Source organism: Actinocrispum sp. NPDC049592 (genome assembly GCF_040675465.1).
GTDB lineage: Bacteria > Actinomycetota > Actinomycetes > Mycobacteriales > Pseudonocardiaceae > Kibdelosporangium.
In genome coordinates this window covers 33,567-46,392 of sequence record NZ_JBFAPA010000013.1, presented here as the reverse complement: position 1 = coordinate 46,392, position 12,826 = coordinate 33,567, and the positions used below count along the sequence as shown (strand labels likewise).

The following is a 12,826-nucleotide window of genomic DNA, read 5'->3' as shown; positions in this document are numbered from 1 at the left end:
GGGTGGCCGTCACAACCGTGCCTCCGCCCGTGTGGTCAAGTCCCCAATGCTTGCTGGACCGCCGCGGTGAACGCCTCGCCCCGGTGCACGTAGCTGCGGAACATGTCGAAGGACTTGGCAGCCGGTGCGAGCAGTACGACGTCACCCGGGCGCGCGAGCGCCCTGGCCGCGTGCACCGCAGCAGTCATGGGCTCATCGTCTCCCGAACCGACCCTCGTCACGGGGACCTCGGGCGCGTGTCGCCGCATCGCGTCGGCGAAAACGTCCTGATCAACCCCGATCAGCACGACGCCACGCAGCCGGTTCTTGATCTTGGTCACCAGATCGTCCACCTCGGCGCCGCGCAGCTCGCCGCCGCCGATCCAGACAATGGACTCGAACGCTGTTAGAGAGCCTTCGGCGGCGTGGGTGTTGGTGGCCTTGGAGTCGTTGACGAACTGCACGCCATCCTGTTCGCCGACCAGCTCGACGCGGTGCGGGGAGGGTTGGTAGGCGCGCAGGCCATCGCGGACCGCTTCGGGCTCGACGCCGTAGGCGCGGGCGAGGGCCGCGGCGGCGAGGGCGTTGCTGACGTTGTGCGGACCCGGTGGCCGGACCTCGTCAACCGGGCAGAGCCGGATCACCCCCGAGTTGTCCACACCCCCACCAGTTGTCCCCAGATCGCCGCCGACCCCCCCGCCAGCGCCCCCACCTCGATAGACTGGCACTGGGGTCGCCCCCCGGGAGGGTGGGGGCTGGTCTTGCGGCGGTTCAGGATTTTGGACTAGCCAGCCGTCGGCGACGCTGTAGTCGGCGTTGGGGGACTCGGTGACGGTGAACGTGATGGGGCCGGGGCCTGCCAGGCGGAGCGACCAGGGGTCGTCGGCGTTGGCGATGCGGACCTTGGCGCCGACGTAGATCTCGCCCTTGGCGGCGGCGTACTCATCCATGGTGCCGTGCCAGTCCAGGTGGTCCTCGGCGAGGTTGAGCACCACGGCGGCGTCCGCACGCAGCGAGTGCTGCCAATGCAGCTGGTAGGACGACAGCTCCACCGCGAGCACCTCGTGCCCGGCCAGGACCGCGTCGACCACCGGGAGACCGACGTTCCCGCAGGCCACAGCCTTGAGTCCGGCGGCGCGGAGGATCGACTCCAGCATGCCGACCGTGGTCGTCTTGCCGTCGGTGCCGGTCACCGCGAGCCACGCGGGCGGATCGGGCAGGCTCCGGGAGATCCGCCAGGCCAGTTCGACCTCGCCGATGACCTCGATCCCGGCGTCCACGGCGGCGAGCAGCAACGGGCTCGACGGCTTCCAGCCCGGGCTGGTCACCACCAGGTCCGTGCCGTCCGGGATGCCGGTGACGGCCATCGGCCCGAAGTCGGCCAGCGCGTCGGGGTTGCCGTCGGTCACCGAGACGTTCGCGCCCAGCTCACGCAACGCGAAGACGGCCGACCGGCCGGTCACCCCGGCTCCGGCCACCAGGACGTTGCGTCCCGCGAACTCACCCACCGGCGGCCAGCCAGTCGCTGTAGAACAGGCCGAGGCCGAACATCGCGCACACCCCGCCGAGCAGCCAGAACCGGATGATGACCGTGGTCTCGGCCCAGCCGGCCAGCTCGAAGTGGTGGTGGAACGGCGCCATCCGGAAGATCCGCCGCCCGGTGGCGCGGAACATCGCGATCTGCAGGATCACCGACAGCATCTCCACCGCGAAGATGCCGCCGATCACGATCATCAGCAGCTCGGTGCGGGTCATCATGGACAGCCCCGCGACCAGGCCGCCCAGCGCCAGCGAACCCGTGTCGCCCATGAAGATCTTGGCCGGGGCCGCGTTCCACCACAGGAAGCCGATGCAGCCGCCCATCGCCGCGGCCGCCACGATCGCCAGGTCCAGCGGGTCGCGCACGTCGTAGCAGCCCGGCGACAGGAAGGTCGTGCAGTCGTTGCGGAACTGCCAGAAGCCGATCACCACGTAGGTGCCGAACACCATGGCCGCGCTGCCACCGGCCAGGCCGTCCAGGCCGTCGGTGAAGTTCACCGCGTTCGACCAGGCGCCGATGATGCCGTAGCAGAACACGATGAAGCCGATGGTGCCGAACGAGATGAACGAGATGTCCCGGATGAACGACAGGTTCGGCGTGGCCGGGGTCATGTCGTGCTCGTCGGCGAAGCGCAGCGCCAGGATGGCGAAGCTGATGCCGACCACCAGCTGGCCGACCAGCTTGGCGGTCTTGTTCAGGCCGAGGTTGCGCTGCTTGCGGATCTTGATGAAGTCGTCCAGGAAGCCGACCAGGCCGAGGCCGCTGGTCAGCATCATCACCAGCCAGCCGGACGCGCTGGGCGTCTCGGTTCGGCCCATCAGCATGTTCACGCCGTACGAGCCGAGGTAACCGGCCCACATGGCGACGATGATCGCCACGCCGCCCATGGTCGGCGTACCGCGCTTGGACTTGTGCCCCTGCGGGCCCTCCTCGCGGATCTCCTGGCCGAAACCCTGCCGGGAGAACACCCGGATCAGGTACGGCGTGAACAGGATGGAGATCAGCAGCGCGATGGCGCCGGCCAGACCGATGCCGATCACTGGGTGTCCTCCAGCAGGGCGTCCGCGACCCGCCACAGCGCCTCCGACTTGGAGGCCTTGACCAGCACGATGTCACCGGGGGCCAGCTGCGCCCTGAGCACCCCGATGGCCGCTTCGACGTCCGGCACGTGCACGGACTCCTCTCCCCATGAGCCTTCGAGGTGGGCGCCCTGGTGCATCGCGCGCGCCTTGTCACCCACCACGATCAGCCGGTTGATGTCGAGCCGTACCGCGAGCCGGCCGATGCCGTCGTGCGCCGATGTGTGCTCCGGGCCGAGCTCGCCCATCATGCCGAGCACGGCCCAGCTGCGACGGCCGCCGCGGGCCATCTCGGCGAGGCTCTTCAGCGCGGCCCGCATCGACTCGGGGTTGGCGTTGAACGAGTCGTTCACCACCGTCACGCCGTCGGGACGAGTGGTCACCTCCATGCGGCGCGCGGAGACCCGCTGCGCGCCGGACAGCCGCTGCGCCACTTCCTCAGGCGTGGCACCGAGTTCGAGCGCGACCGCGGCGGCGGACAGGGCGTTGCCCACGTGGTGGGCGCCGTGCAGGCCCAGCTTGACCTGGGCGTTCCCTCGCGGGGTGACGAGCGTGAACGAGGCGCGGGCCTCTCCGTCCAGCACCACGTTCTCGGCGCGGACGTCCGCGTCCGGCGCCTCACCGACGAACACGACCCGGGCCTTGGTGCGGCTGTCCATCGCGCGCACCAGCGGGTCGTCGGCGTTCAGGATCGCGACGCCGTCCTCGGGCAGGGCCTCGACCAGCTCGCCCTTGGTCTGCGCGATCACCTCACGGGAACCGAACTCGGCAAGGTGCGAGGTGCCGACGTTGAGCACCACCCCGATCCGGGGCGTCGCCGTGCGGCACAGCGCGGCGATGTGCCCGGGGCCGCGCGCGGACAGCTCCAGCACGAGGTGCTTGGTCTGCGCATCGGCGCGCAGGACCGTGTACGGGTGGCCGAGCTCGCTGTTGAACGACCCGGGCGGCGCCACGGTGTTGCCCATCGGCGTCAGCACCTGGGCGATCAGGTCCTTGGTGGACGTCTTCCCGGACGAACCGGTGACTCCCACGATCGTGAGGTCGGGCAGCCGGGACACGACGTAGTGCGCCAGCGACGCTAAGCCGGCGAGCACCGCCGCACCGGACCCGTCCTTGTCGCCGAGCAGCGCGACCGACCGGGTGTGCGCCTCGCTGACCGGCGGCACGATCACCGACGGCGCGTCGATCTCCCGCGCGGCCAGGGTGATCCGGGCGCCGGACTGCTTGGCGAAGTCGTGCCCGTCCACCTTCTGCCCGGGCAGCGCGACGAACACGCCGTCCGGAGCGACCTTGCGGGAGTCGAACTCGACCGGGCCGGTGACGACCACCGACGGGTCGACGTTGTGCGGACGGCCGCCGACGGCGTCGGCGATCTCCGCCACGGACAGCGGGATCACAGGCTCACCTCGCGGATCGCGGCCTCCAGCTCGTCGCGGTCGGAGAACGGATACACCACGCCGTTGACCTCCTGGCCCGTCTCGTGCCCCTTGCCGGCGATCACCACCGCGTCGCCCGGCCGGGCCTCGGCCACGGCGGCGGCGATGGCCTCACGCCGGTTGCCGATGTCCAGTACCTCGCCGCGGCCCTCGGTGGCCAGCGCGCCCTCGACCATCGCCTGGCGGATCGCCGCCGGGTCCTCGCTGCGCGGGTTGTCGTCGGTGACGATCAGCAGGTCGCTGCGCAGGGCGGCCTCGCGGCCCATCAGCGGGCGCTTGGCCACGTCCCGGTCGCCGCCGCAGCCGAGCACGACGATGATGCGGCCGGTCGTGCGGGCACGGATCGCGTCCAGCGCGAGCGCGACCGCGGCGGGCTTGTGCGAGTAGTCCACGACGGCGGTGAACTGCTGGCCGAGCGCGACCCGTTCCATCCGGCCGGGGACCTGGACCCCGGCCAGGCCACTGCGGATCGCCTCGGCGTCCACCCCGACCGCGGTCAGGCAGGCGGCGGCGAGCAGGGCGTTGGCCACGTTGAAGGTTCCCGGCATCGGGAGTCTGACCGGGAATGTCGCATCCGGACCGTGCACGGTGAAGGTCTGCTCACCGTCCACAGAGGACTTGAGGTCGGTCGCCGTCCACAGCGCGTCCTTGGTGAGCGCGACGGTAACCGTGTCGGCGTTGACCAGTCGCGGACCCCACTCACCGTCCACACAGACGACCTCGGTGGTGGACCTGCCGTCGAACAGCAACGCCTTGGCCTGGAAGTAGTCCTCCATCGTCGGATGGAAGTCCAGGTGGTCCTGCGACAGGTTGGTGAACGCGCCGACCGAGAACCGCGTGCCGCCGACCCGGCCCAGCGACAACGCGTGGCTGGACACCTCCATCGGCACGTGCGTGACGCCCTTCTCGACCATCACGGCGAACAACGCCTGCAGGTCCGGGGCCTCGGGCGTGGTGAACGCGCTGGCCAGCCGCTGCCCGGCGATCCGGGTCTCCACCGTGCCGACCAGGCCCGTCGTGTGCCCGGCGGCCCGCAGGCCCGCGTCGATCATGTACGTCGTCGTGGTCTTGCCCGACGTGCCGGTCACCCCCATGACAGAGAGGTGCAGCGACGGCTCGCCGTAGATCCACGCGGCCACCGAGCCGAGCACCCCGCGGGGATCCGGGTGGGTGAGCACGGGAACGCGCAGGTCACCGAGCATGGCCGCGCCGGCCTCGTCGGTCAGGATCGCCACCGCGCCGGACGCCACCGCCTCCTGGGCGAACTGGGCGCCGTGCACCCTCGCCCCGGGCAACGCGGCGAAGATGTCCCCGGGCAGCACATGCTGCGCACGCAGGGTGGCCCCGCTGACCAGCACATCCAGGCTCGCCCCGGCGGAGCGGGCGCCGTTCGCCGGGCTGACGCGGACACCGTTCGCCTGGCCGACCCAGGCGCCGCCGGCCTGGCCGCCACCGGCCTGGCCGCTCTGGGCACCGCCGGCCTGACCGGTTTGGGCACCGCCGGCCTGACCGGTTTGGGCACCGTCCGCCGGGCTGATGTGGACGCCGCCGGCCTGGCCGGTGCGGCCGCTGGCCTGGCCGGTTTGGGCGGTCTGGGCGCTGCGGGCCTGGCCGGTGCGGCCGTTCGCCGGGCTGGTGTAGGCGTCCGCGCGGGCCACCAGCGTGGCGAGCGGGACTGGTTCGGTTCGGACAGGCCGGGGCGGGGCGTTCACGGCCTTGCCCTCGAGCTTCGCGGGCACGCGCGAGAGGCTACCTGCGCCCCTCCGGCCGCCACCCGGCGGTGCGCGGATCTTGCCCCACCCCCCTCGTGCTAAGCCCCGCCCCACCCCAACACCCCGCGTGTCCCCCATTCACCGCCCCCGTGTCCCACACTCACCGCCCCCGTGTCCCCCTTTCCTCCCCCGCGTGTCCCCCTTTCCTCCGGCCCGTGTCCCGTGTTCCTCCGGGGTATGGCCTTCTGGCGGGCTTTGGCTGTGGCGCGGTTCGGACGGACGTGCGGCAGGCGGGGGCGGAACGGAGAACATGGGACGGAGCAAAGGGGGACACACCCCGGAGCAAAGGGGGACACGGCCCGGAGGAAAGGGGGACACGCCGGTGGGGTGGAGGTGGGGGTGGGGTCAGTTGACGATGAGGGGGACTACGGGAGACTGCTCCTTGGACAGCGGGATGGTGAAGCGCTGGGCCAGGTAGGACGCGATGTCGTGGAACAGTGGCGCGGCCGTGCCCGTGAAGTGGCGGTCGCCCTTGGCCGGGTCGGGGGCGTCGATCATGATGCCCACCACGAACCGGGGGTCGTCGGCGGGCAGGATCCCGGCGAAGGTGATCCAGTACTTCGAACGGCTGTAGCCGCCGCCCGGCTCGACCTGCTGGGCCGTGCCGGTCTTCCCGGAGATCTGGTAGCCCGCCAGTGCCGCGGGGACGCCCGTCCCGGAGTTGGCGGCGTTGGACTTCTGCATCACGGCGCGGAGCATGTCGCGCACGGTCGATGCGGTCTGGTCGCTCACCACACGCACGCCTTGGGGCCGCGGCTCTTCTTTCCGGGTGCCGTCGGGGGCGATGGTGCTCTTGATGATGCGTGGGGGCATGCGCAGGCCGTTGTTCGCGATGGTCTGGTACATCCCGGCCATCTGCAGCACGGTCATCGACAGGCCCTGGCCGATCGGGAGGTTGCCGAACGTCGAACCCGACCACTGCTTGCGGTCCGGTACCGACCCGGCCGACTCGCCGGGCAGCCCCAGCCCGGTCTTCTCGCCCAGCCCGAACTTCTTCAGCATGTCCGCGTACCGGTCCTGGCCCACCTGCTCGGCCAGCATCAGCGTGCCGATGTTGGACGACTTGGCGAAGATGCCCGGGACGGTCAGGTTGATCGGGCCGTGGTTCCACCAGTCGTGGATGGTCCGGTCGGCGACCTTGCGGGTGCCGTCGACGCGCAGCGAGTCGGTGGGTTTGACGATGCCGAACTCGATCGCGGACGCTGCCGTGACGACCTTGTTCACCGACCCTGGTTCGTACGGTGTGGACACCGCCGGGTTGCCGGTAGCCAGCGGGTTTCCATACCCGTTGGGGCCGTTGGGATCGTTCGGGTCGAAGCTCTTGTCGTTGGCCAGCGCGTAGACCTCGCCGGTGTGCGCGTCCAGCACGACCGCGGACCCGCCCTTGGCACCCGCCTTCGCCACGTACTCGGTGAGCATCTGCTGCACCTCGTACTGGACGTCAGCGTCGATGGTCAGCTCGATGCTCGAGCCGTCCCTGGCCTGGCGGACATCCCGTTCGGTGCCGGGGATCATCACGCCCTCGGCACCCTCCTCGGTGTCGAACGTGATGCTGCCCGGTTCGCCGGCGAGCAGGGTGTCCTTGTCGTTCTCCATCCCGAACAGGCCGTGGATGTTGTGCTTGGACCGGTCCGGGTCGTCGTTGCGCCAGTTCGCGTAGCCCAGGATGTTGGACGCCAGCGAGCCGCCCGGGTACTCGCGCTGGGCCTGCGGCTCGGAGATGATCTCCTTGTACTTGTTGCGGATCTCGCGTTCCTGGGTCGGCAGCACGTCCTTGACCAGGTACGTGTAGCTGTCCCCGCGCATCTTGGCGATCAGGTCCTGCTCGTTGACCTTGTCGCCGAGCACGGACTTGATCTTGGCGGCGATCTCCGCGGTCCGGGCGTCGTAGTCGAACTTGCCCGCGTACGTCTTGCGCATCAGCTTGGGCGACCACGCCAGCGCGCGGGTCTCCACGCTGAACGCGAGCTTCACCCCGTTGCGGTCGATGATGTCGCCGCGCTCGGCCTGGATCGGCTGGGTCTCGGCGCGCTGCTTGTCCGCCTTGGCCGACAGCGTGGAGGCCTCGATCGCCTGGACCTGAACGAGTTTGAGCCCGGCCGCGACCAAGGCCGCCACCAGCACGAACCGGACGGTCAGGATGCGCAGCCGGGAGTTGTTGCCGGGCGGGCGTTTGCGCCGCGGCGGCTTCGGCGGGCGCCGGGCCTCCGGGCGGCGCACGGGCTGGCGGACCGGCTTGCGCGCCGGGCGGCGCGCGGGAGCCGGGCGGCGAGGCCGGCCCTGACGGGGCGGCGGCTCGGCCCAGTCACGGGGCATCAGCCGCCGCCCTGCTGCTGGTCACCGGGCTGGGCCGGCGGAGCCTCGTCCAGCGGGGCGGGCGGCGGCGGCACCTCGGCCGTCGCGCTCGATGGCGGCGCGGCGCTGGGCGCCACCGGCTTCGGGTCGCCGACCACGGTCACCTTGCCGTCCGGCCCGACCACCAGCCGGGACGGGTCACCGGCCGGGACCATGCCGAGCTTGCGGGCCGCGTCGGCCAGCGAGGACGCCGACTCCATGCCCGCGACCTCGCGTTGCAGCACCTCGGCCCGCTCGGACTGCTCGGTGACCGCCTTCTTGGCCTGGTCCAGCCGGTACGAGTCGGCGATGGCCTGGGTGGACAGCCACAGCGTGGTGATCACGCCGACCACCAGCAGGCCCATCACGAGCATCACGAACGACGCGCGCGAGGCCGTGCCACGCTCGGGCCGTGGCCCCTTCGCGCGGGGTGCGCGGCGGACCGGCTCCCCGACCGAACGGCCCTCGCGCTGCGCACGACGTGCATACGCGCGCTCGGCCGCGGCGGTCCGCGGCCGTCGCTCGGTGCGCGGCGGGGCCCCCGCGGAGGTTTCCGTGGTCTGCGTGGTGGCCTCGGTCGCGGCGGTCTGCGCCGCCGCGCTCTTGGCAGCGGCCGCGGCCTTCCTGCGGGTCGAACGGCCGCGCGAGGACGATCCGCCCACCCTTGCCGGTGCGGTCATGACGCCTCCCTGATCCGTTCGGCCGCGCGGAGCCGGACCGATGCGGCTCGCGGGTTGTGCTCGTTCTCCGTCTCGTCGGCCTGCTCGGCTCCCCTGGTGAGCAGGCGGATCTCCGGGCCGTGCCCGGGCAGCTCCACCGGCAGGCCCTCCGGCGTGCGGGACCTGGCCAGCTCCGCGAACGCCTGCTTGACCAGCCGGTCCTCCAGTGACTGGTAGGACTCGACCACGATCCGGCCGCCCACCTTGAGCGCCTTCAACGCGGCCGGGATGGCTCGCTTGAGCACGTCCAGCTCGCCGTTGACCTCGATGCGCAGGGCCTGGAAGGTGCGCTTGGCCGGGTGCCCGCCGGTGCGCCGGCTGGCCGCCGGGACCGCGTTGTACAGCAGCTCGACCAGCCGCGCGCTGGTGTCGAACGGCTCCTTGGCGCGCGCGTTGACCACGGCCTTGGCGATCCTCCCGGCGAACCGCTCCTCGCCGTACTCGCGCAGGATCCGGGCCAGGTCACCGGCCTCGTACGTGTTGAGCACGTCGGCGGCGGTGATGCCCTTGGTCTGGTCCATCCGCATGTCCAGCGGCGCGTCCTGGGCGTAGGCGAACCCGCGGCCGGCCTCGTCCAGCTGCATCGAGGACACGCCGAGGTCGAACAGGATCCCGTCCACCTGGGGAATGCCGAGATCGGCCAGGACTTGCGGCATCTCGTCGTAGACCGCGTGCACGAGGTGGATCCGGCCGGCGAACCGGGAAAGCCGCTCGCCCGACAGCTTCAGGGCGTTCGGGTCGCGGTCCAGGCCGACCAGGGTGAGCCGCGGGTGTGCCTCGAGCAGGGCGTTCGCGTGACCGCCGAGGCCGAGGGTGGCGTCGACCAGCACGGCGGGCTTGTTCTCCAGGGCCGGGGCCAGCAACGCCAGAACGCGCTCGAGCAGCACTGGGACGTGCCTCTCGCGCGCCATGGTCCCAACCCCTCTCGCGGTACCGCCCGGCTAGAACGAGGAATGCCGTCAGGTCCCAGCCCGGGGTCACGAACCTGGCGCCGGGGAAGGTGCGTCAGGGCCGATACCGGGCCGAGGCCTCACGGCATCCGGATCTAGAAGAATCCGGGCAGTACCTCCTCCCGCGCCTGCGAGTAGCTGTCCTCGTGCTGGTCCAGATATGCCTGCCAGGCCTGGGCGTCCCAGATCTCCAGGCGGGTGATCGCGCCGATCACCACGCACTCCTTGGTGAGCCCGGCGTACTTCCGGAGCTCAGGCGCGACCGCGATCCGCCCCTGCCCATCGGGCCGCTGCTCGTCGGTTCCGGCGAACAGGTACCGCTGGTAGGCGCGTACCGCCTCGTTCGTCAGCGGGGCGGCGGCGACCTTGCGGGCCATCTCCTCGAACTCGGCACGGGGGAAGACGTAGAGGCAGTGATCCTGACCCTTCGTGACCATCAGGCCCCCCGCGAGCGCGTCGCGGAACTTGGCCGGCAGCGTCAGCCTCCCCTTGTCGTCCAGCTTGGGGGTGTGGGTACCGAGGAACACCGGCTGCCACCTCCCCACCGACCCTGGTGGACCGGCCATGGGGCACCCGTCTGCCCCACTTGCGGCCACAGTACCCCACTTTTCACCACAGTCAACGCGGAACCAGCCGCGTTCGCCCGGTCGATTGACACGTTTCCGCAGGTAACCGCGATGGACCGCAGGTGGGGGACGGTGGGGCGGGTTCCCGCCACGGGTGAGGCCGAACGACTGTTCAGAAGGTGTTCAGTTGTCCACAATGGCCGCTCATCCGGCCGCTCATCCGGCCGCCCGGCACGGCGGTGGGTGGTTGTGGGGAACCGGGGAGAACCGTCCGACTGGCGTACCCCGCGCGGGTTGGTCACCGACTGTGACGGCAGATCTCCCGGAGCGACGAAACTTCACAGAGTCACCGGTCGTGTGAAGGGAGCGCTCTCCGCGACCGGGCCACCTGGCCCGCCCGCGTCCGTGAGTGATCGAACAGCGACATCCGTACCCGTGGCCGCGTCCTAGGGTCAGCCTTTGTGCCGTGCGGGCCCGAACCTGAGCTTCTCGTCCTTCGGGGCGGGTCCGGGCAGCAGCCTGGCCACCCGCGTCCCCAGCAACCAGCCGAGCGGGCCGAGGCTGAGCAACGCCATCATCATCACGAAGTACAGCGCCCCGTCGACCTTCACCGGGTAGTCGTTGGCCACCACCTCGACCGAGCGGCGGGTTTTCTGCCGCTCCAGCACGTAGACCAGGTCCGACAGGTCGTGCGTCGAGCGGACGGTGACCGTCACGGCTGTCGATTCGCCGGGCCATTGAACCCGGGCGGAGCATCGCGACGTAAGCCACATGTAGAGGGCGTCGCTGGTGCAGGAGTCGATCTGCGCCGTGGCGCCGCGGCGGACTTCCGGAGGCGAGTCGACGGTGAGGCCCATCTTCTCCGTGGCGGAGATGAACGCCCAGATCCCGAGCAGGGTGAACACCGCGGTCAGCACGGCGGAAGGCCAATAGTGCACACGCCGGGACATGGGGCTGAGGGTAAATCACCGGACGCTGGGCAACCGGATCGTCACTCACGCGTCCGGACAGTCGTGGCGGGAACCCGGGCCCGCCCGGCGGTGTCAAAGGTGACCAGGCGGCCGAAGGCATCCGGGGAGGTCAAGTCGGTGGAACTGTCCTGCACGACGGACGTGTCTTGCCGGATACTTGGCTGCAAGCCCGGAGCACTTCGCCCCGGTTTGACACCGCACGTGTCAAGCTGTGCCGCCGCGCCCGTTCACCCATTCGGGAGCCGGCATCGCATCGGTGGGATCTGGGTGGGTACCACCGAGGAGTTTCAGGAGGTCGAGTGACGTCGTCTACCCCGTCCGCCGCGATACCTGGCCACCCGTACGGGGGCAACGGCGCAGGATCCGACCCCTACGCGGCCCTGCGCGCGGCGGAGTCCACACCCGGTATCCCGTCGGTGTCCGCACCCACCGTGGCCGTCCGCCCGGGTGAGCAGCCCGCGCCGACGCCCTCGCCGGCGCCGCGGGTCACCAACCCGCTGGACGAGGTGCACAGCACCGCCCAGCGCATCGCGGCCAACGTCGAGCGCGTGCTGGTGGGCAAGCCCGAGGTGGTCCGGATCGCGCTCGTCACCCTGCTCGCCGAGGGCCACCTGCTGGTCGAGGACGTGCCTGGGGTCGGCAAGACCTCACTGGCCAAGGCGCTGGCCCGGTCGATCGACTGCACGGTCAGCCGCCTGCAGTTCACCCCCGACCTGCTGCCCAGCGACGTGACCGGGGTGTCCGTGTTCAACCGCCAGACCACTGGGTTCGAGTTCCGGCCGGGGCCGGTTTTCGCCAACATCGTGGTCGGCGACGAGATCAACCGCGCCTCGCCGAAGACCCAGTCCGCGCTGCTGGAGTGCATGGAAGAGCACCAGGTCACCGTGGACGGCAAGACCTACCGGCTGGAGTCGCCGTTCATGGTGATCGCGACCCAGAACCCGATCGAGATGGAGGGCACCTACGCCCTGCCCGAGGCGCAGCGCGACCGGTTCACCGCGCGCGTGTCGATCGGTTACCCGGACCCGGCCGCCGAGCTGGCCATGGTCGACGAGCACGCGGGCACCGACCCGCTGGCGTCGCTGCAGCCGGTGTCGGACGCGGAGTCGGTGCGCGCCCTGATCGAGGCGGTCCGCGGCGTGCACATGGCCCCGGAGATCCGCCGGTACTCGGTCGAGCTGGTGTCGGCGACCCGGCGGCTGCCGGAGATCCGCCTCGGCGCCTCACCCCGCTCCACGCTGCACCTCGTACGCGCCGCGCGGGCACAAGCCGCCCTGGCCGGGCGTGACTTCGTCGTGCCGGACGACATCCACGCCGTGGCCGTGCCGGTCCTGGCGCACCGCCTGGTGCTCACCGCCGAGGCGCAGGCCGCCCGCCGGTCCCCCGCGGACATGATCCGCGGTCTTCTCCAGCGCGTGCCCGTTCCCCAGGGCGCCGAACCAGTCTCGCCGTGGGCGGACGGACGCGGAAGCAGGTAGCA

The 12,826-nt window shown here is 71.0% G+C and carries 10 protein-coding genes; 1 reads left to right on the top strand and 9 read right to left on the bottom strand.

Going from position 1 to position 12,826, the window contains the following annotated elements; genetic code table 11:
• Positions 1-35 precede the first annotated feature (35 nt).
• From murD to AB0J95_RS29445, 9 genes are all read right to left on the bottom strand, one after another.
• Positions 36-1,487, bottom strand: a complete 1,452-nt coding sequence (gene murD / locus AB0J95_RS29485; RefSeq protein WP_364764749.1) for a UDP-N-acetylmuramoyl-L-alanine--D-glutamate ligase — start codon at positions 1,485-1,487, stop codon at positions 36-38.
• Complete coding sequence (gene mraY / locus AB0J95_RS29480) at positions 1,480-2,559, bottom strand: phospho-N-acetylmuramoyl-pentapeptide-transferase (RefSeq protein ID WP_364764746.1); 1,080 nt, start codon at positions 2,557-2,559, stop codon at positions 1,480-1,482. Before mraY ends, murD begins: the two co-directional genes overlap by 8 nt.
• Positions 2,556-3,995 carry a UDP-N-acetylmuramoyl-tripeptide--D-alanyl-D-alanine ligase gene (murF, locus tag AB0J95_RS29475; RefSeq protein ID WP_364764743.1) on the bottom strand — a complete coding sequence of 480 codons (1,440 nt, stop codon included), beginning with the start codon at positions 3,993-3,995 and terminating at the stop codon, positions 2,556-2,558. Before murF ends, mraY begins: the two co-directional genes overlap by 4 nt.
• Entirely contained in the window at positions 3,992-5,773 is a 1,782-nt protein-coding gene (locus AB0J95_RS29470; protein ID WP_364764740.1) for a UDP-N-acetylmuramoyl-L-alanyl-D-glutamate--2,6-diaminopimelate ligase, read from the bottom strand. The genes murF and AB0J95_RS29470 overlap by 4 nt, the downstream gene beginning before the upstream one ends.
• 378 nt (positions 5,774-6,151) lie before the next feature.
• Positions 6,152-8,122 carry a penicillin-binding protein 2 gene (locus AB0J95_RS29465; protein ID WP_364764737.1) on the bottom strand — a complete coding sequence of 657 codons (1,971 nt, stop codon included), beginning with the start codon at positions 8,120-8,122 and terminating at the stop codon, positions 6,152-6,154.
• Positions 8,122-8,820, bottom strand: coding sequence for a hypothetical protein (locus tag AB0J95_RS29460; RefSeq protein WP_364764734.1), 699 nt, complete (start codon positions 8,818-8,820; stop codon positions 8,122-8,124). Before AB0J95_RS29460 ends, AB0J95_RS29465 begins: the two co-directional genes overlap by 1 nt.
• The gene (gene rsmH, locus AB0J95_RS29455) at positions 8,817-9,770 is read right to left on the bottom strand and encodes a 16S rRNA (cytosine(1402)-N(4))-methyltransferase RsmH (RefSeq protein WP_364764731.1); all 954 of its coding nucleotides are present in this window, start codon (positions 9,768-9,770) and stop codon (positions 8,817-8,819) included. The genes AB0J95_RS29460 and rsmH overlap by 4 nt, the downstream gene beginning before the upstream one ends.
• A gap of 134 nt (positions 9,771-9,904) precedes the next feature.
• Complete coding sequence (gene mraZ / locus AB0J95_RS29450; RefSeq protein WP_364764728.1) at positions 9,905-10,336, bottom strand: division/cell wall cluster transcriptional repressor MraZ; 432 nt, start codon at positions 10,334-10,336, stop codon at positions 9,905-9,907.
• A 491-nt stretch (positions 10,337-10,827) separates the two neighbouring features.
• Positions 10,828-11,325, bottom strand: coding sequence for a hypothetical protein (locus tag AB0J95_RS29445; RefSeq protein ID WP_364764725.1), 498 nt, complete (start codon positions 11,323-11,325; stop codon positions 10,828-10,830).
• Positions 11,326-11,843: 518 nt separating this feature from the next.
• Here AB0J95_RS29445 and AB0J95_RS29440 point away from each other — a divergent pair.
• Complete coding sequence (locus AB0J95_RS29440) at positions 11,844-12,824, top strand: MoxR family ATPase (protein WP_364765478.1); 981 nt, start codon at positions 11,844-11,846, stop codon at positions 12,822-12,824.
• Positions 12,825-12,826 lie beyond the last annotated feature (2 nt).